The 20,376-nt window shown below is 61.1% G+C and carries 21 protein-coding genes; 14 read left to right on the forward strand and 7 right to left on the reverse strand.

Annotated elements, in window-relative coordinates; translation table 11 throughout:
* Nucleotides 1–9 precede the first annotated feature (9 nt).
* Nucleotides 10–174, forward strand: coding sequence for a hypothetical protein (locus P3T23_RS22250; RefSeq protein ID WP_429318278.1), 165 nt, complete (start codon nt 10–12; stop codon nt 172–174).
* A 20-nt stretch (nt 175–194) separates the two neighbouring features.
* On the opposite strand, the gene P3T23_RS22255 is transcribed toward P3T23_RS22250, so the two are convergent.
* Complete coding sequence (locus tag P3T23_RS22255) at nt 195–788, reverse strand: hypothetical protein (RefSeq protein ID WP_429318279.1); 594 nt, start codon at nt 786–788, stop codon at nt 195–197.
* Between the two features lie 67 nt (nt 789–855).
* A complete protein-coding gene (locus P3T23_RS22260; RefSeq protein ID WP_429318280.1) occupies nt 856–1,752 on the reverse strand; it encodes a hypothetical protein in 897 nt (298 codons plus the stop codon).
* 183 nt (nt 1,753–1,935) lie between these two features.
* Here P3T23_RS22260 and P3T23_RS22265 point away from each other — a divergent pair, with 183 nt between their 5' ends.
* Nucleotides 1,936–2,532 carry a hypothetical protein gene (locus tag P3T23_RS22265; protein ID WP_429318281.1) on the forward strand — a complete coding sequence of 199 codons (597 nt, stop codon included), beginning with the start codon at nt 1,936–1,938 and terminating at the stop codon, nt 2,530–2,532.
* A 13-nt stretch (nt 2,533–2,545) separates the two neighbouring features.
* Here P3T23_RS22265 and P3T23_RS22270 read toward each other — a convergent pair whose 3' ends face one another.
* From P3T23_RS22270 to P3T23_RS22290, 5 genes are all read right to left on the reverse strand, one after another.
* The gene (locus P3T23_RS22270; protein WP_429318282.1) at nt 2,546–4,039 is read right to left on the reverse strand and encodes a hypothetical protein; all 1,494 of its coding nucleotides are present in this window, start codon (nt 4,037–4,039) and stop codon (nt 2,546–2,548) included.
* A gap of 4 nt (nt 4,040–4,043) precedes the next feature.
* On the reverse strand, nt 4,044–4,553 hold the full coding sequence (locus P3T23_RS22275) for a hypothetical protein (protein ID WP_429318283.1): 510 nt from the start codon (nt 4,551–4,553) through the stop codon (nt 4,044–4,046).
* Nucleotides 4,546–4,713: a hypothetical protein gene (locus P3T23_RS22280; RefSeq protein WP_429318284.1), complete on the reverse strand. Its 168-nt coding sequence runs from the start codon at nt 4,711–4,713 to the stop codon at nt 4,546–4,548. The genes P3T23_RS22275 and P3T23_RS22280 overlap by 8 nt, the downstream gene beginning before the upstream one ends.
* A 2-nt stretch (nt 4,714–4,715) precedes the next feature.
* The gene (locus P3T23_RS22285) at nt 4,716–4,973 is read right to left on the reverse strand and encodes a hypothetical protein (RefSeq protein ID WP_429318285.1); all 258 of its coding nucleotides are present in this window, start codon (nt 4,971–4,973) and stop codon (nt 4,716–4,718) included.
* Between the two features lie 65 nt (nt 4,974–5,038).
* Nucleotides 5,039–5,608, reverse strand: a complete 570-nt coding sequence (locus P3T23_RS22290) for a hypothetical protein (RefSeq protein WP_429318286.1) — start codon at nt 5,606–5,608, stop codon at nt 5,039–5,041.
* Nucleotides 5,609–5,992: 384 nt separating this feature from the next.
* Between P3T23_RS22290 and P3T23_RS22295 the strand changes: the two genes are divergently transcribed.
* The 12 genes from P3T23_RS22295 to P3T23_RS22350 all read left to right on the forward strand — a co-directional run bounded on the left by P3T23_RS22295 (nt 5,993) and on the right by P3T23_RS22350 (nt 20,299).
* Nucleotides 5,993–6,673 (forward strand): hypothetical protein, encoded by a 681-nt coding sequence (locus P3T23_RS22295; protein ID WP_429318287.1) that lies wholly within the window; start codon nt 5,993–5,995, stop codon nt 6,671–6,673.
* A gap of 681 nt (nt 6,674–7,354) precedes the next feature.
* Nucleotides 7,355–7,726 carry a hypothetical protein gene (locus P3T23_RS22300; RefSeq protein WP_429318288.1) on the forward strand — a complete coding sequence of 124 codons (372 nt, stop codon included), beginning with the start codon at nt 7,355–7,357 and terminating at the stop codon, nt 7,724–7,726.
* A gap of 313 nt (nt 7,727–8,039) precedes the next feature.
* Nucleotides 8,040–8,660 carry an antirestriction protein ArdA gene (locus P3T23_RS22305; protein WP_429318289.1) on the forward strand — a complete coding sequence of 207 codons (621 nt, stop codon included), beginning with the start codon at nt 8,040–8,042 and terminating at the stop codon, nt 8,658–8,660.
* 51 nt (nt 8,661–8,711) lie between these two features.
* A complete protein-coding gene (locus P3T23_RS22310; protein ID WP_429318290.1) occupies nt 8,712–9,059 on the forward strand; it encodes a hypothetical protein in 348 nt (115 codons plus the stop codon).
* Nucleotides 9,056–9,346, forward strand: coding sequence for a hypothetical protein (locus tag P3T23_RS22315; protein ID WP_429318291.1), 291 nt, complete (start codon nt 9,056–9,058; stop codon nt 9,344–9,346). Before P3T23_RS22310 ends, P3T23_RS22315 begins: the two co-directional genes overlap by 4 nt.
* On the forward strand, nt 9,343–9,714 hold the full coding sequence (locus P3T23_RS22320) for a hypothetical protein (RefSeq protein ID WP_429318292.1): 372 nt from the start codon (nt 9,343–9,345) through the stop codon (nt 9,712–9,714). The genes P3T23_RS22315 and P3T23_RS22320 overlap by 4 nt, the downstream gene beginning before the upstream one ends.
* A 10-nt stretch (nt 9,715–9,724) precedes the next feature.
* Entirely contained in the window at nt 9,725–10,069 is a 345-nt protein-coding gene (locus P3T23_RS22325; protein ID WP_429318293.1) for a hypothetical protein, read from the forward strand.
* Nucleotides 10,062–10,424, forward strand: coding sequence for a hypothetical protein (locus tag P3T23_RS22330; protein WP_429318294.1), 363 nt, complete (start codon nt 10,062–10,064; stop codon nt 10,422–10,424). Before P3T23_RS22325 ends, P3T23_RS22330 begins: the two co-directional genes overlap by 8 nt.
* A 340-nt stretch (nt 10,425–10,764) precedes the next feature.
* Nucleotides 10,765–11,133, forward strand: a complete 369-nt coding sequence (locus P3T23_RS22335; protein ID WP_429318295.1) for a hypothetical protein — start codon at nt 10,765–10,767, stop codon at nt 11,131–11,133.
* Nucleotides 11,134–11,245: 112 nt separating this feature from the next.
* Nucleotides 11,246–11,530, forward strand: a complete 285-nt coding sequence (locus P3T23_RS22340) for a hypothetical protein (protein ID WP_429318296.1) — start codon at nt 11,246–11,248, stop codon at nt 11,528–11,530.
* Between the two features lie 142 nt (nt 11,531–11,672).
* Nucleotides 11,673–20,093, forward strand: a complete 8,421-nt coding sequence (locus tag P3T23_RS22345) for a hemagglutinin repeat-containing protein (RefSeq protein WP_429318297.1) — start codon at nt 11,673–11,675, stop codon at nt 20,091–20,093.
* Nucleotides 20,093–20,299 (forward strand): CPCC family cysteine-rich protein, encoded by a 207-nt coding sequence (locus P3T23_RS22350; RefSeq protein ID WP_429318298.1) that lies wholly within the window; start codon nt 20,093–20,095, stop codon nt 20,297–20,299. The genes P3T23_RS22345 and P3T23_RS22350 overlap by 1 nt, the downstream gene beginning before the upstream one ends.
* Nucleotides 20,300–20,376 lie beyond the last annotated feature (77 nt).

Below are 20,376 nucleotides of genomic sequence, written 5' to 3' on the forward strand. Positions count from 1 at the left end.
AGGAACATCATGCGCAGTCTGTTTCTCGTCCTCTGTGCCGTCTTTTGTAGCGCGTGCACGTTCATCCATATCGAAGGCAACTCGAACACCGTCAGCGACATCGAGGGACATACGACCGACCTGAAAGTGCCTGTGTCCGCCGACAAGCCGCTTGTCATGCCGCCGTATCAATAACGACCCTAAACAACGCTGGATCAATGCCCATAAGGCGTTGCCAATATCAGGAATTGCGCAACGAGAATGGAAAGATAAACAGCCGCAGCTAACCCAAGCATCATCAAGACGAAAGCGACAATCCGCATTTTGTCGCTAACAACAGGCTGCGGATACATCGTTATGGGCTGCGCAACACACTGATCGCATCGGACTGTAACGACGAACGGCAACTCGCGATTAACAGACAATATTTCACAGCCAACCGTTTCACGCGGCGACAGGCTGTCAAAGATCAGCACATATCTCCCGTCAGGTTCAATGTGCTTCTCAAAGTGACGGGGCGGCCATACGTTTGCGCACATCGGCTCCCAGTTGAAAACCATTTCGAGTCTGGTTGCAGGCTCACGCCCAGCATTCCTTACAGTCACAGACTGGGTATGCACGGTCTGCGTGGGTCGGATCTCATTACCGTCGGGGCCACGCAATGGCTCCTGCACAAGAAAAGTGAAGCTATGAGGTGTCGCAAGTTGAAGACGGACCTTGCCTTTCAGTTTGTTATTTAGAACCCAGGCGATAAACGGTACGATCAGTGAAACCAGCTCTTTTGAATACGTTTGAATCCACTGCATCATTGATCCCCCCGTCGTACCTCTTCGTTAGTGCTTCCAATTCTGCATCGATCTCATCCGGTTGTCCGCCTTATTTCGGCGCAGCGAGGAGGGCAGTAATGCCGACGGTAATAGCGGTCGCCACTAGGTTCCCAACTGCCCCCTCGCAGATAGTCTTCGCGGAGCCTAGCAAATTCCGCATTCTGGATTGGTCGGGCGCTGGCTTTCGCGCCTCGGTCTCCAGATCATCGAGAACGGGCGCGACGTGCGCCTGCGTTTGTGCCGGAAGCGCCGCGATCGATGTCTTCGCTTGCGAAACCAGATCGAGAACGCCGGATATCGACAGCGGTCCGTTCAATGTCTGGTTGTTGGTAACCGTAGCGTTGTCGGTTACGTTGCCGACAACGCCCGCGTTTTGAATGAAGAACTGTTGACTCACTGGTTTCGCTTCCATTTTTTCGGTTACCGTAAATGACATGTTCTCGCCGAGAACACCCGCTTGCTCAAGTTGCAAACTCCAGTCGAGCGTCAAATTTCGAACAGCATCAAAAATACCGACCAGATTGCTTTTCGGCAATTTAATGGCGAACTTCGAGTCCGTTTGAAACAGATCTCTTAGCCCTTTTTGTAGCTCGAACGGATACTGCAGAAAGAGGGGCTTGCCGTCGTCAACAAGCAGTGGCTCCATTGATCCGAGGGACTGGCCTACTCGTGCTTCGGAACAGGCGTCGTGTATTTCACTGTCCGGGAATTGAACTGGTTGCCACCCATGAAAAATGTTAAGCCACCGGCACTCACCAGCGAAAATCCGGTACTTCGGCAATAAGCGGAGGTTGGGATAACCGTTTAACTCCCTATCGATCCAGCCTGTCGCCTCAGGCAAAGAGAGCTTCGTAGCCACCAGCTTTGCCGTACGGACCAGCTGTACAACCGACGAGGATTGATCAACGGCCATGCGTTGGACTTCCAGAACTAGCGGCAGACTCATTGGGCAATTCCCGTGCATTGATGGGGCGGCTGCGGACAACATTCGTATTATAAGTGAGTACGTCGACGTAACTGCGACGCAGATCGCATTGATTTGATCCTTGTCCGAGTGCCTGGCGCGTGCAACAATCACCGTCCAAAAAATCCTGTGGCTGTCGTTAGCAGCCCCGATCCTTTTAGAAGAATGACAGAAAAATCCACCGAACCAGTCAGCAGGACAGTGCTATCCGGTGTCCTCACCGCCATTATTCTGGCCATACTTGGATTCATCTGGCGCTTTCTTCCCACTTTGTGGCAGTGGCTAGTACATCTCGCGGCCCTGATCAGGGCGCACCTGACGAGCCATGCGGCGCTTCCGGTATGGTCGGTCTACATATTGGGCGCTGCCCTCGCCGGATGGATAGTGGTGTTTGCAATAAATCTGTGGCCGAGAGCCAAGGCAAATCTAGAACCGAAATTCACAGATTACCGGGAAGACCGGTTTTTCGGAGTGACCTGGCGCTGGCACTACGACCGGAACAAGCGAATGACTGATGCTTGGCCTTTCTGCCCGGCATGCGACACGATACTTGCGTACTCGACACAAAAGGACTGGAGTGGTTTCGCGCATGGAGCCCCAAAGACGGAGTTTGTCTGTGAAACCTGCAATACGACGCGGTTAGAACAGCACGGATATCGGCACGACATCATAAACAAGGTGTACAGGCAGATCGAGCGCACTGTGCGCAACGAGGAGTGGAGGGAGAAGGTACTGCACAGCGACAAAGCGACCAGCAAGTAGTTTGTCGTGCAATTCATACAACCCGCCGTTTCCGCACCCTCACGCGCGACGGCATGCTGATGTCCTCGTCGGCGGCGAGGTGCGCGACATGCATCGCGAGGTACTGGAACGCCTCGACCACGTGCGAGGTCGGCCCCTTGACCGGCTCGTTCGCGTACTCTAGGCCCGTGGTCGCCGTCGCCCGCAGCCGCCGGTGCACGTAACTGCGCGCCAGCCCGTCGATCAGCATCGTGCAGGCCGGATCGATCACGCAGCCGCGACGGCGGTTAAGGAGCCGCGCGACCGCCGCCTTCCGCAGCGCGAAGCGGTTGGTCGCGGCGGGAATTGCATGGATCTGGTAACGCTCCAGCAGCTGCACCGGCGTGAGGCCCGTTCTCGCATCGCGCGGGTTCGACGGGTCGCAGACCGCCAGCAGCGGTGTGCCATGGTAGCGCTTCGCAATGACGGAGAGCAGCACCTCCTGGATGAACTGCTCGAAGGCCATGTCCTCGGCGTAGCCTTCGTCCATCACGACGAGCTGGCCCGCCTGCGGCTGGCCGAACACCGCGCCCGGATGCAGGCCCGAGGTGTCGATGCCGATCAGCGCCTCCTCGCCCCGCACCGGGGTGGTACGCAGCTTCCCCACATGCGCCGGCGCGCTGAACTCGGGGTGCACGAGCTTGCCCAGCGCGGTCGGGGTCCAGCGCATCATCAGGTACGAGCGGATTTCCGGCCACTTGAGCGCCGCGAGCTGGTTCGCATAGTAGTCGGGCGGCAGGTTCGCGACGTTCTCCGCAGCCGGGTTCATCCTGAAGCGCGGCGGTGCGCCGTCGTTTTCCACTGCGTCCTCGTTGTCGCACACGACGGCGGGCGGCTGCATGAACAGCTCCAGGGTGGGCGCGAAGGTGCGCCCGTCCGGCAGCTCGATCACCGGGAACGGCTCGCGTTCGACAAACTTCCGGTGCAGCCAGTGGCTCTGGTCCGGCAGGTTGAAGTCGAGCACCACGCCGGGTTCGGCGCACGCCACGCCGTGCTTCATCGACGGGTAGCGGCCCACGCGCTGCACCGCGATGCGCAGGATCGCCTCGGTCAGGTCGGTGGCCTCATGCAGCCAGAAGGCGCTCACCTCCAGCGAGCGCATGTCGTCAATGTCCTTCTCGTCCTCCAGGGCGATCATCAGCACCTCGAACCTCACGCGGGTGCCGTCCGGCAGCGGGAACCGGTACAGGCCCTCCATCGGCGCGGTGAGCTTCACGTCGCCGAACGCGGGCGGCATCCAGTCCTGCACGGTCTTAAGCGTGGTGGTCTTCAGCTTCGGGTAAGTTGCCCGCGCGATGCCGAGACGGAAACGGCGCAGGCCCTCGCGGTCGGCGGGCTGGCGCATCGCGCGCAGCAGGCCATCCATGAACGCGCCGACCGACTTGCCGCCGCCCGGTGGCCCGGCAAGCGCCTTGATAAAGGCGGTGCTGTTATGGAAACGGAGGACGGTCAGTGAGGGCGCGTAGCTGATCGCCGGATAGTCAGCCATTTATTTAGCCATCCTCGCCCCCGCGTCCCAGCCCAACAGGCGGTGCCACATCCACTGCCGGTACGACATGCCCCATGCCCCGGATGCCCGCCGCGAGATTGAAGATCACGCGCACGCCACCGCCGTCACCCGCCCTGCGGCTCGCGGCGGGATCGAGCAGCGCATAGCGCGCCAGCGATTCGAAAATCCTGTGCCGCAGCTGGGCATCGGTGGCGGGTGACTTCGCAAGGCCGTAGATGTCCGGCAGCAGGTCCTCGGCGAGCGCGCGCGAGCGGAACACAAAGCCGGCCTGCGCGCCATGCTCGCGAAGCTGCGACTGCGCATCGCGCAGGGCGGCGACGAACGCGGGAGTGTCGAGCAGCGCATCGAAGCGTGCGGGACCGAGGCCGTACGCGGCAATGATCTCCGCGAGGGGTGCGACGCGCAGCACGAGGTCGAAGGCGAGCGAACCCCATGAGGACTTGTCGAGCGCAGCCGGGGGAAGCGTAGCGGTGGAAGGCGTGGCGTCATCCATTGCCGGCTCCCGACTTCAGTTCCGCGAGAAACCTTCGGACTGCGGCACGCACGATCTGCTGCACCGGACGGCGGGTTGCCCTCGACACCGCGCGCAGCTCGTCCAGCAATTCCTGCGGCAGGTACTGGCGGTAGGAAGGGTTATGGTAGCGACCGGCCATGATCACAGCTCCAGCGCACCCGCACCCACCAGGCGCGCACGCACGAGCTTCAGGTGCGCGCACGCAAACAGTTCAGCGGCGACGGGCGGCGGCAGTTCGCCAAAGCCGAACACGGGAATGCCCGGCGCATCGAGCACGACCGCCGCGCCCGTGATGCCTTCGTAGTGGCCGTTATCGATGTCGTTCGCCAGCCTGCGAAGCATTCCCGAGATATCCGCGAGCGTCACCTCGCGCAGCGGCATCACCTTCAGCTCTGGCATCGCGGACTCCCAAGTCACTTTCATACGGGTCATACCATGGCCCATAGCAAAGTCAACGGGCGATTTCAGTTCCGGTTTTCCAATGCCTTCGCCGTGTCGCATCTCGCAATGCCAGTCAGTGATCTGGCTGCCCTGTCAATCGCCCGCAGTGCGTTTCGTCTATCCAAACGCCGGTCAATGCCGCCTTCCATGAAGCCGAGGCTGAATACATCCCGATATAACTCCATCAGCATGGAGAGGCCGTCGTCCATTGCATTGAAGCGTTCGCCAACCGGTCTGTCGGGGCCAACCCGGTCGATTTCAGCCGGATAGTCTCTCAGAGACGTCGTCTGCTTCCGGATCTGCCAAGCGACGTAATCCGGCTGATGCCACAGGGCGCGCGCTAACTCCTCAGCCTTCTTCTCGCCCAGCAAACGCGGTCGATCCAGCGGCGCTTCCTCCTGTTCAAGCTCCGTGATCAGGATGTCCGGTAGCTGCGGGGTGGCGCGGTCAACGGCATCGAGCGCGGCCAGCCACTCCCGTTTTGCCGCCTGCCGGTAGTCCGACAGGCAGAGTGGCGGCGCTGGGGACAGTGCTCTTGCAGACGAAGAAAGAACGGCTAGGCACAGCATGAGCGAGGTGCAGGAGAGCTTCATGGTTGATATCTTTTAATGTCGATTCCGCAACGTTTGTAAGTGGCGGAGCAGTATACCGGCGACGTATGGGGCATACAGGTGAAAACGGCAAAAGTCGCGCGTACCACCCCATACCGTGTGACACGCCCCCGCCCACCCCGCGCGGTCCAATTGGGGGACGGCAGGCCATGCGTCGACAAAATCACAGGGCATGATTTCCTGCTTTTCCCCGTTGACAAGTGGCTTGTTAATCAGGAAAACGAAGGCTCCCCGAAGCGATGCAGCAGCGCGGCGGGGCGGCAGACACGCCGTGTTGACAAGCCGCTTGTCGATATGGATAACGAAGCAGTGCCGCACGGTGCGGCGCGAAACCAAACCAATTAGCAAGACTAAGGAAAAGTGAAAATGGCCAAGAAGCAGAACGCAGCAGTAAAGACGGCACGTGCACAGAAGCCCGCAACGGCGCAGCAGCCGGACGCACAGAAGCCCGACGTGCAAAGCGTCGCAACGGTGGAGAAGCAGAACAACACGAAGCCCGCAGCAAACGATACGGGCAAGACAGACAGGCCCGCAGCGGTCAACATCGAAGGATTCCGCAAGGCGTTTGCCGATTCGGCGCGCGCGGACAGCAACGCAGAGAACAAGGTCGCCGTGTGCGCGGACCTGTTCAGACCGATCCGCACCTGGGAAGAGTTGCGCGAAGCGATGCGCCACGCAATCTATGGCTACATTCACGGACGCGCCGGAAAGCAGGAAGCGGAAAAATACTTCGCCCTGAAGAAAGCGAGCGAGCACCCGCTTTACAAGGTGGCGGCCAACGCCGTGAAGCGCGCCAAGGACCGCGCGGAAAAAGACGGCTGGGAAGCGCCGCAGGCACCGAACGCGGGCATTGATCGCGCGCCGCGCGAAAAGAAAACCGGCAAGGGGAGCGAACTGCTGTCGATGTTGAACCGACTCATGGCAACCGACGAAGAATTTACGACCGCGCTGACGTACGCCGTAGAGAACGAAGCGCTTTTCAAGGCATGGGCGCGCAGCAGCAGCGCAGCAGCAACCGCAAATGTCACCCTGCGCCGCGTCGCGTGACATCCGCATGCACCACATGCCCCGCACCATGCGGGGCTTTTGGCGTTGGTGCGCGTGACATTAAAGCTGCATTTGTGCACTTGTGCAGATTGCAGGTGAGAATAAAAACTGCATTCCGGACAAAATGCAGCATGGTCTTGAAAACGCAGCTGCGTTTTTGCACAAGATTCATCTAATGTGCATGTACACTCGGAGTCGACGGCACTCACCCGAGAATAATAATAATAATAATTTTCTAAAATATAATTTATTTATTCAAAATACAAAAACACAGGCGCTCCAGAACATAAGACCTCGTGCGCGCGACCCATTACATGTATGTAACTGCAGCGGTTACATTTTCGTGTTGACATTTTTTGTACTTAATGTGGCTCTCTATATACCTCTCCTGTTTGCAGACCGCCTGCATTCTGGCCTTAATGCAGGTCTCGCGCGCTAACCCGTTGAATACTTTCGGAATGGCTTGGCGGGGCCATATGCATTTTTCTGGCGGGCCGCTATAAGCGCAGGTCTGGCAAATCTTTTTGATCGGTGCAACAGTGCCGATAGCTGCATCCGGCGCTAACTGCCTGATTCCTTTCGGATTAGCGTCCGCCTATCCGCGCGCTGCGCCGTTAGCCCGGCACGCCTTATTCTTTCCGTGCGCCGTTGCCGTGCTTCTGCCTCACGCATGCTGTCTTGATGGATGCGCGCGCAACCATCGCCCTATCATCAAACGTTCTGGTGCGCGAGGCGCAGCGGCGAAAAATCACACCCCGTGATTTTCCGGTCCTTGCTCCGGCTCACGCCGTGCGGTTGCCGATTCCCTTGCATGGCTCGCACCGCGCGCCGTGCCGCTTCCTGGGGGCCGTGACTGTATGGATGTTTTACCCGTATCCCCATGCCGTAATCGCGTGGAAGCCGGTGGCGACCCCGGGTAAGCCTCTGATATTCACCTGCCCGTTCCGGGCCGTTCCAGCCGTCTCTATTTTGCTGGAAATGGCATTTCCGGCTGCGTCAGGACTGGCGCGCGATTGCGTGAAATTAGTCACGAAAGATGTTTTATCTGTATGATTTTAAAGGATTTTATGTTGTCCGTTAGCTTGAATTGCGGCAAAAGATGACCCATACTGGATTTACCGTGCGGTTACCCCGTACCGTGCGGCTTTTCTCCTTCTTCGCGCCGCATCTGGCGCACCGGGAAAGCGCGCCGGCGTAATGAATGAACATGCGGCGCGCGTCTTTTTCCTCGTAGCAATCAGTAATCCTAAGTAGCTAATCCAACAAATCATACCCTGTGATTTTTCGTGCCATGGCATGTCCACGGCACGCGGCAAATCACGCCGCTGGCTCACGCCAGCATGGGATTTTTCATTCAAGGAAAAACATGAGCAGCACACACCACGCTGAGCGCCGTATCTACGTCGCCTGTCTCGCCTCGTACAACAGCGGCATTTTGCACGGCGAGTGGATCGACACGGAAGGCAAGGATGCGGACGACATTCAGGACGAGGTGAACGCGATGCTGCGCGCCAGTCCGTGCCCGAACGTCGTCGTCACCTGTCCGCATTGCGACGGCGACAGGGAGATATGCGACCCCGCCACGTCGGAAATGCGCGCAAGCCCCACATGTAAAGGCACAGGGCAGGTTCCGAGCGCCGAGGAATGGGCGATCCACGATCACGAGGGCTTCGGCGGGCTGCTCGGTGAGTACGACAGCTTCGAACGCGTCGCGCAGCTCGATGCGGCGCTGGAGGAACACGGCGAGGCGTTCCTCGCGTTCCTGTCCGCGTTCGGTAGCGACGCCGACATCGACAGGTTCGGCGACGCCTATCGCGGCGAATACGACAGCGAGCGGGCCTTCGCGGAAGAGTGGGCGATCGAAGGCGGCCTGATTGATGCGGGGCATCCGATGTTTTCGTACATCGACTGGGACCACTACTGGAGCGGCGACCTGCAGCACAGCTTCGTGTTCGAGGACGGCCATATGTTTGACCGCAACTGGTGAGGAAAATCACACCCTGTGATTTTTCCAGTGATAGATAGGAGGAGAAAAAACATGACCGGCTATTTCCAGATGAACATCAAGGACGGCACCGCTGCAGGCGAACGGGTCAGGACAGCGTGTCGCCGCTTCTCGCACACCATCGGCGGCCAGAAGTTCTGGTTCGCGCTGCATGCCGTGGAAGGACGCACCTGCAAGGTCATCAGCCACGTTGCGTCGGGCCGGAAGGTCTGCGATTCGCTGGCGGGTTTCACGAACGTCAGCTACTCGAAGCATGACGAGCTGGCGATTGCGCGGCAGTCGCTCGACCGGCTGGCCGGCAGCGCCGGTGCTGCCCGCATGCGCAGCGTGCTCAGTGCGGCGGAAGCCCCTGTCACGAATGCACAGAAGGACGCCACATGAACGGTTTCTTCGCCATGGACGGCGATATCCGCTACCGCCGTGTCGGCAAGGTCCACGCACGCAGGGCGTGGAATGCGGGGATGGACGTGGTGTTCTGCCCGCACAGGCTGTATCCGTTCGGCGGATGGCGGCCGTCGATTCTTGCCAGCAGGGCAGGCTTCAGCGACCGCGCGTTTGACGACGTGCTGCGCGACTTCATTTCGTACAACTGCAACCTCCACGAAACCGGCTACTACGCGTCGTACTTCGTGCGCGTCGGGCCAGAAATCACAGGGTGTGATTCATGAATACCTTTATCAGCTTTCTGGACGCGTCCGGCATGTCGAACGCGGAGTTTTATCGTCTGAACGGCACCATGAGCGAGGAGCGCATCGTGGCGCTGCTCGACGGCGAAGCCGCTGCACCGGACCTCGGCAGCGTGGTGTGCGATCTGGGCGAGGCGAAGGCGGGCTTTCCCGCCGAGGACTGCGCCAGCGCGCTGCTGGAAGGCATGCAGAAACTGGCGAAGCGCATGCGCGGCGATAACCGGGCCGCGTTGCTGGAACTGGTGGGAGAACTGGAGCAGTTGCAGACCTCGCTGGCGAATGACGCGGACTATGGGCGCGACAAGCTCGACGCGGCGATCAGGGCGATTGATGGCAAACGGAACTCATAGGGGGTGGGAAATGAATGGGAAAATTCTTGAACTGGAGCTTGAGGACTCCTTGATTAAAACCGGCGCTGTCATGAAAGAGTGGCTGTCGGGTTGCGGGCGTATCTATCTTCAGATGACGGACGGGCAGGCGCGTGCCGCGCATCATCCGGGGCCGTGCGATGCCGATGTGGTGGCGCTCTCGCGCGAGCGGGAGATTCGCGAACAGCTTGATGTGGTGGACCCCGCCACGTTGCGTGAAGTGCTGAAGGAGTATGGGGCGTGGAACGCCGAAGAACTGGCGGATCATGAACAGAACCTGCAACGCGTGCTGTGGCTCGCGGCAGGCGACATCGCGGAGGAAGTGGACAATGGGTAACCGTCACCCGTACCGGCATGCGGTCACGCTGCATCGCCGGGGCAAGGATCACAGCAGGACTCAGCAGGCAGGAGTGGCCATGTACAGGATGACATTGATCGAACAGGCCGGGGTGCTCGCGCGCATCACCATCTCAGCCCCGTATGACCGTGAACGTAGTGCCGCCATCGAGGCGGTACGGCAGGATCGGGCCACTGCCACGCAGGTTGCACTGGTTCACGCAGGCTTGCTGCGCTACGCGGAACTGGGGCGCGGCAATGCGCGCAGCGAGGCGAAGCGGGCGCTGGAACCTGCGGACGAGGCCGGGCCGGGTGTGAGGTGGTACTCGACCGGAGACGGAAATCACAGGGTGTGATTTTTAGAGATGGGCGTGCTGAGCAGGTCGCTTGCCACGCCCCTATCATGTCGCATGCGCAAGTCGTGTGCGTTATACTCAGTAACTGCTACCAAAATAGCGGTAGTGCTGTAATCAGGCTTGGCAGCCTGAAATGCCTTACCCCGCCCGCCTGCACACGCAGGCAGGCGGCTGCCTTTGTTCGCCTATGCTTTTCTATGGGCGGGTCTTGGCAGGGAGACCTTCGGGTCTGCCGGTAGTGGTAAGGCACCGGTCTGCCAACCCTGTCAATGCGCCCGCTCACCACCTCCCTCTTGCAGAGGTTGCGGGCCTTTTCCACCGACAGGAAACAGGACGCGCCATGAAGAAAAAGGAAGTCCCGCCATCTCCCTCGCCGGCAGAACTGGTTGAAAGCTGTGCCCGGCTCGCCGAGGAAAACTCGGTACTCGAATCTGCAGCCGACGCGGCGCTCGAAACCGGTCACCGGCATCTCACCCAGCTTGAAGGCATTCGCGCCGTGGCGCGCGCCATCGCCCGCCGTCCGATGTCCGATGTTGAGCGGATCGCTCTGGCAGGTGCGCTCGAACAGCTCTGCAGCCAGGCCCGTACGGAAGCCTCGCTTCATGTCCAGCGACTGGGCTTCGCCCGCAACTACCGCCGTCTGTCCGCCTGTCTGGCGCTGGTCGATGACGAGTTGCTGGATGTGGACTGCGCCCCGACCCGGCACTGATTACTTTCACCGTTTTTCGCACAGCGGTATCACTGAGGATTCCTCACGTGCCGTACCGGTGCGATCCGCTTTTTCGTGCTGTTCAACGTTTTCCATCTCTGGAGCCTGAACAATGCAGCAACAGAAATCATCCACGCTTGACAAGCTGCTTGACGGTTTTACGCACGAAATATTGCAGGCCTGCCAACGCCACTATGCGCAGTTCTCGAAAATCTCCGCACTGGCCGAAGCGATCGAGCAGGGTGCGGCGTCACCCGAGGAACGCGACGCGCTGTTCGCGCTGCTGATGGAAGCCGTGATCCGCTTCGAGCTGAATGCACAGGCCGATGTGGACGCTTTCCGGCGCGTGCACAACGGCGTGATGCGCAGCCTGCTCGAAACAACAACGATGCGTTAATCGCAATCAGATAAATCCGATTTTCAAAAACGTTGTCGCGCGACAACATTTGACACTATTTGACTCGTTGGTTACCGGAGCCTTTCGATACCCTACAGGTCATTTACGGCAATCCGTTGTTCGCACAACGAAAAAAGAACAAATGAATACAAATACTTTTCGGCTGGTCTTTAGCCAGCGACGAGGAATGCTGGTTGCCGTCGAGGAGACAGCGGCAGGTAACGGCAAGGCCGCATCGGGAGAAACCACGCGCTTAGGCGGCCCGCATGGGCACACACCCGTTACGCGGTTCGCGTTGCGGCAAGCCGCTTTCGCGGCCATGCTCCTGCTCGGTGCTGTCCCTGCGACCAGTTACGCGCAGATCGTCGCCGCGCCCGGCTCCGGCGCGAGCGTCATCCAGACGCCGAATGGTCTGCCGCAGGTGAACATCGCCAGACCTTCGGGGGCTGGCGTTTCCGTGAGTACCTATTCACAGTTTGACGTACAGCACCCCGGCGCGATTTTGAACAACTCGCCGGTCATCACCAGCACCCAGCTTGCCGGGCAGATCAACGGCAATCCGAACCTTTCGCCGGGCCAGTCCGCGCGGATCATCGTCAATCAGGTCAACAGCAGCGCAGCGAGCCAGATCAATGGCCCGCTCGAAGTCGCGGGTGCCCGTGCTGCAGTCGTCATCGCGAACGGTTCCGGGATTTCGGTGAACGGTGGCTCGTTCATAAACACTTCGCGCGCGACCCTCACGACCGGCACGCCGAACTATGGTCCGGACGGAAGCCTCACCGGTTTCGACGTACGCGGTGGGCAGATTACCGTGCTAGGCGACGGGCTGAATGCGTCGAACGTCGATCAGGTCGATCTTATTGCGCGTGCGGTTGCGATCAATGCAAAGCTTTACGCGAACACGCTGAACGTGATCGCGGGCGCGAATCACGTCGATCATGACTCGCTGGCGACGACGCCGATTGCGGGTGACGGTGCGGCCCCTGCGGTCTCGATCGACGTGAGCCAGCTGGGCGGAATGTACGCCAACCGCATCATTCTGGCGAGCAATGAATACGGGGTAGGGGTTTCGAACGCAGGCGTGATTGCCGCGCAGGCGGGCGACCTGACGCTGCAATCGAACGGCCGGCTGGTCCTCACCGGCAGCACCAGTGCGAGCGGCAATCTGTCCGTTGATGCGCGCGACGGCATCACGAACGGCGGCACGACGTATGCGCAGCAGTTGGTCACCGTTAATACGGCTGGGGACCTTGTGAACAGCGGCACGCTCGCCGCGCAGCAGGACCTCACGGCGAATGCCGCCAATGTTGCCTCGACCGGCATACTCGCTGCGGGGCTTAATGCCGACGGCACGCTCGCGCAGGCAGGCGAGCTGAACCTCACGGCGGCTGGCGTACTGTCGGCGCACGGCAGCAACGCGGCAGGCGGCAACGCCACGCTCTCGGGCGCGGCGCTGGACCTCGGCGGCAGCACCACGCAGGCGGGCGGCAACCTGACGCTTGCGGCGAATGCCGGCGACCTGAATCTTGCCAGCGCCACGGTGAGCGCGAACGGTACATTGTCGGCGACGGCCAGCGGCACGCTGACCAGTGACAATGGTTCGCTCACCTCTGGCGGTGCGCAGACGATCAGGGCCGGTGCACTGTCGAATCGCAACGGCCAGATCGTCTCGGGCAGTACCCTTTCGGCAAACGTCGCGGGCGCGATCGCGAACCAGGGCGGCGTGATGCAGGCGGCGGGCCGTGCGGACATACAGGGCGCATCACTCGACAATACGGCGGCCCGCATCGTGTCGCTGAACAGTGACGGCCTGATCGTCACGACAGCCGGCCTGCTGGACAACGGCCTGGGCGGCGTCATTGGCGGCAACGGCAACGTGACCGCGCAGACGGGACAACTCGCTAACGCCGGATCGATTACGGCGGCGCAGTCGCTGATCGCCAGTGCCGTGCAGACGCTGTTCAACGGCGGCACCCTGGCGGCCAACGGCAATGTCACCCTGTCCGCAGGTTCGGTGCTGACAAACGCCAGCAACATCGCATCAGGTCACCTGGTGACGCTCACGGCAGCCACATTCGACAACAGCTACGGCAACATGGGCGCGGACCAGCTTGCGCTGCACGCGGCGAACCTGGTCAACCACGCGGGGATGATCACGCAGACCGGCACCGGCGCGATGACCGTCGATGTGTCGGGCACGCTTGACAACTCGGCTAGCGGCACGCTGCAGACCAACAGCACCGATCTCACACTCGCACCGGCTACGCTCATCAATGACGCTGGCACGATTACGCACGCCGGAACGGGCACCCTGACGCTTGCGCCGGGTAATGGCGCGGGGGCGATCAGCAACGTCGCGGGCAGCATCATCAGCGCCGGTCAGATCATCGCCAACGCGGGCAGCCTGAACAATTCGGGTGGCGTCTTCGCGGCCTTGGGCGGGATCAGGGCCTCTTTCACGGGCAATGTCAATAATGTGCAGGGGCTGATGCGCTCGCTGTCGTCCCTATCACTGCACAGCGGCGGCGCGCTGACCAATGTGAATGGCTCGATCCAGTCCGGCACCGGTTCGGTGAATGACGCCAGTACGCTCGATATCCAGGCGGCGTCGGTGGACAACTCGGGGGGCCTCGCCAGCAATCTCGGCACGGGCGCGGCGACCGTGCAAGGCGGCACCTCGATTGTCAATAGCCAGGGCACCGTCACGGGCAACGGGGACGTGACGCTCGGCGCGTCGTCGCTCTTGAACACGCAAGGTGGTCAGTTCAGCGGCGCAAATGTCACGGTGCGCGGTGACACGCTGGACAATAGCGATGGCACCATCGGCACGGTCGCGTACGGCGACGTTGACATTATGACGACCGGTGCGGTGACGAACTCGAACGGCCAGATCGGCGCGACCCACGACGTGTCGGTGAATGCCAGTACCCTGTACGGGGGCGGTGCCTACAGCGCGGCCAACAATGTCACGCTGAACCTGCAAGGCGATTTCAGCGTGCTGCCCGGTTACCAGTTCAACACGGGCAACCGTCTGGCGTTTTCCTTGCCCGGTACATTCAGCAATGCCGCGAGCCTGCTATCGATCAACGACTTCACCATCGATGCGGGTAACATCGTGAATTCGGGCACGATTGCAGCGGGTGGCCTGCTCGCCACGCACTCGAACACCCTGACGAACACGGGCGCGATGGTGGGCGGCAGCGTGTCGCTGGCGGCGACCTCGACCCTGTCGAACCTTGGTCCGACGGCGCTGATTGGAGCCACGGACAGCAACGGCCTGCTTGAGCTGCTCGCGCCCGACATCGAGAACCGTGACGACACCACTGCGACTGATACGCAGGCGCAGACGGCGATTTTTGGTCTGGGCAGGGTCGTGCTGGCGGGCGGCAAGGATGCGAACGGCAATTACACCAACGCCGCGCTGATCCGCAATCAGTCCGCGCTGATCGAATCGGGCAGCGATATGGCGCTGTACGCCGGTCAGGTCACGAACACGCGCCGTGTGATGACGACGGGCTGGACCAGTGACGTGGACCCCGCCCTGCTGGAACAGCTGGGCATCAGCCTGAGCGGCCAGACGGGCCAGATCGGCGTGTCTGATCCCACCAGCATCGGCGGCGCCTATATCGATCCGCCGCACGGTGGCCAGTGGAACAGCACGTACCAGTACACGACCTACACGGGCGTGGCGCTTGCAAACATCGTCACGTCGATCAGTCCGCAGGCGCAGATCGTCTCCGGCGGCAATCTGTCAGCGGCCTCGGTCGGCCTGTTCCAGAACTACTGGAGCGCGGTCGCGGCGGTGGGCAACATTGCCATGCCCTTCACACTGGACCAGAACAGCTGGCAGGGCCAGACGGCGCCGCAGGTGCTGGTCACGTACTCCGGGCAATATCACTACAACAACTACGACAATACCGAACACGACTGGCAGTTGCCGTTCGGCGATGCGCCGTTTGTCGGCTCCCAGCCGGGCGGCTATACGCAGAAGGCTCCCGCCGATATTCGCCCGTACGGGTTGCCAGACTACGAATCGAGTTTCGTCCCGGGCGGCACGCTGTCCGGCACCGGTGTGAGCATCGACAATACCGCGGGCAATGCAGGGATTCCGTCGCTCGGCCTGCTGCCCGGCCAGTCGCTGGGTGGCGTGAATCCCGGCGGGGTCAATGGCAAGCCCGGCGTGAACGTTGATCCGGTCATCGCAGCCGCGACAGCGGTGAACGTGCTGGGCAACCTGACGATCCCGCAGGGCGGCCTGTTCAAGCCATCCTCAGCGCCGGGTGCCACGTACGTGATCGAGACGAATCCGGCCTTCACGAGTTCGCGCTCGTTCCTGTCGAGCGACTATTACCTGCAGCAGCTGGGCCTGAATCCGCAGACCACGGAAAAACGCCTCGGCGACGGCTTCTACGAACAGCAGCTCGTGCGCGACGAGATTACGGCGTTGACCGGCAAGGCCGTGCTCGGTCCGTACACGGACATCGAAGCGATGTACGAGGCGCTTCTCGGAGCGGGCGCGGGGCTGGCACAGTCGCTGAATCTGCCGCTCGGCATGAGCCTGTCGCCCGCGCAGGTGGCAGCGCTGACGAGCAACGTCATCATCATGGAAACGCGGGTGGTCGATGGGCAATCGGTTCTGGTGCCGGTCGTCTATCTGGCGCAGGCCAGCCAGCAGAACATGAACGGGCCACTCATCGCGGCGACCGATATCGATCTGAAGAACACACAGACCTTCACGAACAGCGGCACGGTGCAGGCGAGCAATACACTGTCGATCGATGGCAAGTCCATCGACAATACGTTTGGCGCGCTGAAAAGCGGCGGCCTGATGGCGCTGACGACGACGGGCGATGTCAATTTGACTTCGGCGAACGTGAACGCCGGGAGCCTCGCGTTGAACGCGGGCGGCAACCTGATCCTCAATACGGCGACGAACACGCTGAGTCAGGTCGGCGACACGGGTGCCACGCGCATCACCACGACGCTGGGGCCGCTGGCACAAATCAATGTCGCGGGCGATGCGGCCATCGTGACGGGCGGCAACTTCGAGCAGAACGCGGGCGCGCTGTCGGTCGGCGGCAATCTGGGAATGCAGATCGGCGGCAACTGGGACCTCGGCGCGGTGCAGACCGGCGAGCACAAGGTGGTTGAGCGTGCGAACGGCGTGTCGGATACGAACCTCAACAGCGTGACCGGCAGTACCGTGAATGTCGGCGGCGTGTCGGCCATTGGCGTGGGCGGCGACCTGACCGCGCGCGGCGCACAGATCGATCTCGGCGGTGGCGGGACAATTGTGGCGCAGGGCAACGTGTCACTGCTGACGGCAAGCGCGACCTCGACCGTGGACAGCAACAGTTCGGGGAGTAGCTTCGGTCGCAGCTACGCGGAAACGCTGCACCAGTCCGACGAGCAACTGACGGGCACGGTCCTGACCGGCGGGCAGAGCGTCGCGATCGTGGCGGGCAAGGACCTGAATGTGATCGGCAGCGCGATCAGTCTGGACAAAGGTGATGTGACGCTGGCTGCGGCAGGCGACGTGAACGTCGGCGCGGCGACGGAAACACATGTGCTGGACACGCAGGAAACGCACAGTCACAGCACTGGGGTGAGCGGCACGAAAGTCGCGAGTGGCAGTGACCAGACGGCGATGCTGAGCCAGGGCAGCCTGATTTCGGCGGATGGCGTCACGATCACGAGTGGCCGGGACATCAACGTGATCGGGAGCACGGTCGTCGGCACCAATGATGTCAATCTGACGGCCGCGCGCGATGTGACCATCACGACCTCACAGGACACGCAAAGCTCGCAGGGCTACTCAGAGAAAAGCGAATACGGTTTCCTGTCCGGCATGACGGTGATGAACATGCTCGACGGCGGCCTGCAGGGCTATTCGGTCGGCACGCGCAAGACCACCGATGCGCAGCAGGCCACGCAGGTGACGAACAATGGCAGCATGGTCGGCGCGCTCAACGGCAACCTGACGGTCACGGCCGGTAACGACCTGCATGCAACGGGCAGTGTCCTGTATGCGGGCAACGACGTGAATCTGGCGGGCAAGACGGTCACGATTGATGCGGCGCAGGACACCACGACGTTCAACGAGCAGCAGTCGTTCAGCCAGACAGCGGTTTCTGGTGGTATCAGCAATCCGGCGCTTTCGCTGGCGCGTACCGCGATCCAGATGAACAACGATGTCAAGCACGTTGGCGGCGATGCCCGGCTGACCGCGCTGGCGGCGGCGACCACGGGCCTTGCCGCGAAGAATGCCTATGATGCGGTCATGAGCGACCCGACCGCCCTTGGCGGCGTGGGCATCAACGTGTCGCTGGGCACGAGCCACAGCAACAGCAATTCCAGCGCGTCATCGAGCACGGCGGTCGGCAGTGCGGTATCGGCCGGTCACAATGTGAACATCACCGCAACCGGTGCAGGAGCCGACAGCAACATCAATGTGATTGGCAGTGACATCACGGCGGGCAACAATGCGACGCTCAACGCCGAAGGCAGCATCAATCTTCAGGCCGCGCAGAACACCGACAGCCAGCAGAGCACGAATAGCGGGTCGAGCGCGAGCATCGGCGTGACGTTCGGCGTCGGAAAATCGAACGGCATCTCGTTCCAGGTGGGCGTGTCCGGCACGAAGGGTAACGGCAACGGCAGCGACACCACGTGGACGAACACGCACGTCAACGCGGGCAACACCCTGACGCTGCAATCGGGCGGCGACACGAACCTGAAGGGCGCGGTGGCTAACGGCCAGCAGGTAGTCGCCAACGTGGGCGGCAACCTGAACATCGAAAGCCTGCAGGACACGAGCACCTACAATTCGAAGCAGCAAAGCGCGAGTGTGGCCGTGAGCGTGTGCGTGCCGCCGATCTGCTACGGCGGCTCCAGCGTCTCGGGCAGTTACAGCCAGCAGAAACTGAACAGCGATTACGCGAGCGTCACCGAACAGTCGGGCATCAATGCGGGCGACGGCGGCTTCCAGATCAATGTGAAGGGCAACACGGACCTCAAGGGCGCGGTCATCACGAGCAGCGATACGGCCATTGAGAATGGCGTGAACAGCCTGACGACCGCGACGCTCACGCATAGCGACATCCAGAACCGCGCCAGCTACAGCGGGCAGTCGATCGGTATCAGCGGCGGCTATGGCGGCAATATCGGCAAGGGCCAGCAGGGTCAGGCGAACAACGTCAATCCGATTCCGGGTACGACCTTGCCGAAAGCCGGTGGACTCTCGATGGCGCCCCCGATCGTCATGAGCGCATCAGGCGATGCGAGCGGAACGACGAAGAGCGCGATCAGCGGCGGGACCATCACTATTACCGATGGCGCGGCACAGCAGCAGCTGACCGGGCAGACCGCCGATGAGGCAGTCGCGGGCATTAGCCGCGATACGTCCGATACCCGGGGCACGGTTGCGCCGATCTTCGACAAGGACAAGATCGAGGCCGGTTTTGATATCACGAGCCAGTTCATCAACGAGGTCGGTACGTTCGTGAACAACCGGGCGAAGGAAGCGGACGCAGCGAAGGCGGCGGCGAACGATCCGAACTTGACACCGGAGCAACGCGCGGCGGCACAGCAGCTGGCGGACCAGCTGAATGCGGAATGGGGACCGGGCGGCACATACCGCCAGATCCTGACGGCGTTAACGGTCGCGGCGGGCGGCAACGTGACGGCGGGTGCAGGCGAGTTCGCACAGAACGCGACGGTTGCATACATTCAGGAGCTGGGTGCGAGTGCGGTCAAGACGATCGCCGACAGTCTCGATAGTGAGGAGGCGCGCGCGGCGTTGCACGCTATCGTGGGCTGCGCGGGTGCAGCGGCGAGCAGCCAGAGTTGCGGCGCGGGCGCGCTGGGCGCGGCAACAAGCTCGGTGCTCGGCAGCCTGCTTGCGCCGACAGAGGGTATGTCTGCGGAAGACCGTCAGGCGCGTGAAAATCTGGTGACGAGTCTGGTGGCGGGCATCGCGGCGGCGTCGGGTGTGAATGCGGCAACTGCAACAGGCGCAGGACAGATCGAAGGGGAAAACAACCAGTTTTCGATGGCACCCACGCCGACGTTGCCGCCGCTCGGTGGTTACACGGGCGAGACCGCGAAGAAAGGCGACGGCGTGATTGCCGATCCGGCCACCGAGCTTGATCCGTCAATCAAGGCCGATACGCCGCTGGTAACACCACTTCCAGGACCAGGCCTGATCGATCAGGTGATTACGGCGGCGACACCTGATTGGCTCAGGGCGCTGCTAACCGACCCGATTACGAACAGTTCTTTCTGGTCTTCGACAAAGGATAAGACACCGGTTGAAAATGCCTACGGTCATTCGACCAAGCACGGGGACGAATTCCCAAATTACCAAAACTCGGTGCAGTATGTGCAGGCTGCACAGGGCTTTGTAAACAATCCGCCTGAAGGGACTCTGACCAAAACTCGGCCGAACGGTGACACGTTGTATTACGACCCGTCAACTAACACATTTGCATCGAAGACTAAGGACGGAGCGCCAAAAACAATGTTCAAGCCTACGGCTGGAATGGATTATTGGAATAAACAGTGATGCAAAACACAGAAGAACGCCTACCGTGCCCCTGCTGTAATAGCTTGACACTTACTGAGCATGGAGGCTATGAGATCTGCGATGTGTGCGGCTGGGAGGATGATCCAGTGCAGTCGAACGATCCTACCTTTGCAGGGGGAGCTAATCAAAATAGCCTGAACGAAGCTCGCATACTTTGGCAGATAAAGAAGGGTAACGCGCAGTAGCAATTAGCGCACGTAAAGCTGTAATTGATGGCAGTGGCGGTTTGCATGACCGTCATTGGCATCGCAAGCAGAATCAG

The organism is Paraburkholderia sp. GAS448, assembly GCF_050435685.1.
GTDB lineage: Bacteria > Pseudomonadota > Gammaproteobacteria > Burkholderiales > Burkholderiaceae > Paraburkholderia.

What these genes read in the sequence shown, in the direction of transcription:
- P3T23_RS22350 (WP_429318298.1), top strand. Translation starts at nt 20,093, where the DNA reads ATGCAAAACACAGAAGAACGCCTACCGTGCCCCTGCTGTAATAGCTTG.
- P3T23_RS22300 (WP_429318288.1), top strand. Translation starts at nt 7,355, where the DNA reads ATGGATGCGCGCGCAACCATCGCCCTATCATCAAACGTTCTGGTGCGC.
- P3T23_RS22260 (WP_429318280.1), bottom strand. Translation starts at nt 1,752, where the DNA reads ATGAGTCTGCCGCTAGTTCTGGAAGTCCAACGCATGGCCGTTGATCAA.
- P3T23_RS22325 (WP_429318293.1), top strand. Translation starts at nt 9,725, where the DNA reads ATGAATGGGAAAATTCTTGAACTGGAGCTTGAGGACTCCTTGATTAAA.
- P3T23_RS22270 (WP_429318282.1), bottom strand. Translation starts at nt 4,039, where the DNA reads ATGGCTGACTATCCGGCGATCAGCTACGCGCCCTCACTGACCGTCCTC.
- P3T23_RS22345 (WP_429318297.1), top strand. Translation starts at nt 11,673, where the DNA reads ATGAATACAAATACTTTTCGGCTGGTCTTTAGCCAGCGACGAGGAATG.
- P3T23_RS22285 (WP_429318285.1), bottom strand. Translation starts at nt 4,973, where the DNA reads ATGCCAGAGCTGAAGGTGATGCCGCTGCGCGAGGTGACGCTCGCGGAT.
- P3T23_RS22295 (WP_429318287.1), top strand. Translation starts at nt 5,993, where the DNA reads ATGGCCAAGAAGCAGAACGCAGCAGTAAAGACGGCACGTGCACAGAAG.
- P3T23_RS22340 (WP_429318296.1), top strand. Translation starts at nt 11,246, where the DNA reads ATGCAGCAACAGAAATCATCCACGCTTGACAAGCTGCTTGACGGTTTT.
- P3T23_RS22315 (WP_429318291.1), top strand. Translation starts at nt 9,056, where the DNA reads ATGAACGGTTTCTTCGCCATGGACGGCGATATCCGCTACCGCCGTGTC.
- P3T23_RS22290 (WP_429318286.1), bottom strand. Translation starts at nt 5,608, where the DNA reads ATGAAGCTCTCCTGCACCTCGCTCATGCTGTGCCTAGCCGTTCTTTCT.
- P3T23_RS22310 (WP_429318290.1), top strand. Translation starts at nt 8,712, where the DNA reads ATGACCGGCTATTTCCAGATGAACATCAAGGACGGCACCGCTGCAGGC.
- P3T23_RS22330 (WP_429318294.1), top strand. Translation starts at nt 10,062, where the DNA reads ATGGGTAACCGTCACCCGTACCGGCATGCGGTCACGCTGCATCGCCGG.
- P3T23_RS22305 (WP_429318289.1), top strand. Translation starts at nt 8,040, where the DNA reads ATGAGCAGCACACACCACGCTGAGCGCCGTATCTACGTCGCCTGTCTC.
- P3T23_RS22320 (WP_429318292.1), top strand. Translation starts at nt 9,343, where the DNA reads ATGAATACCTTTATCAGCTTTCTGGACGCGTCCGGCATGTCGAACGCG.
- P3T23_RS22280 (WP_429318284.1), bottom strand. Translation starts at nt 4,713, where the DNA reads ATGGCCGGTCGCTACCATAACCCTTCCTACCGCCAGTACCTGCCGCAG.
- P3T23_RS22275 (WP_429318283.1), bottom strand. Translation starts at nt 4,553, where the DNA reads ATGGATGACGCCACGCCTTCCACCGCTACGCTTCCCCCGGCTGCGCTC.
- P3T23_RS22265 (WP_429318281.1), top strand. Translation starts at nt 1,936, where the DNA reads ATGACAGAAAAATCCACCGAACCAGTCAGCAGGACAGTGCTATCCGGT.
- P3T23_RS22255 (WP_429318279.1), bottom strand. Translation starts at nt 788, where the DNA reads ATGATGCAGTGGATTCAAACGTATTCAAAAGAGCTGGTTTCACTGATC.
- P3T23_RS22250 (WP_429318278.1), top strand. Translation starts at nt 10, where the DNA reads ATGCGCAGTCTGTTTCTCGTCCTCTGTGCCGTCTTTTGTAGCGCGTGC.
- P3T23_RS22335 (WP_429318295.1), top strand. Translation starts at nt 10,765, where the DNA reads ATGAAGAAAAAGGAAGTCCCGCCATCTCCCTCGCCGGCAGAACTGGTT.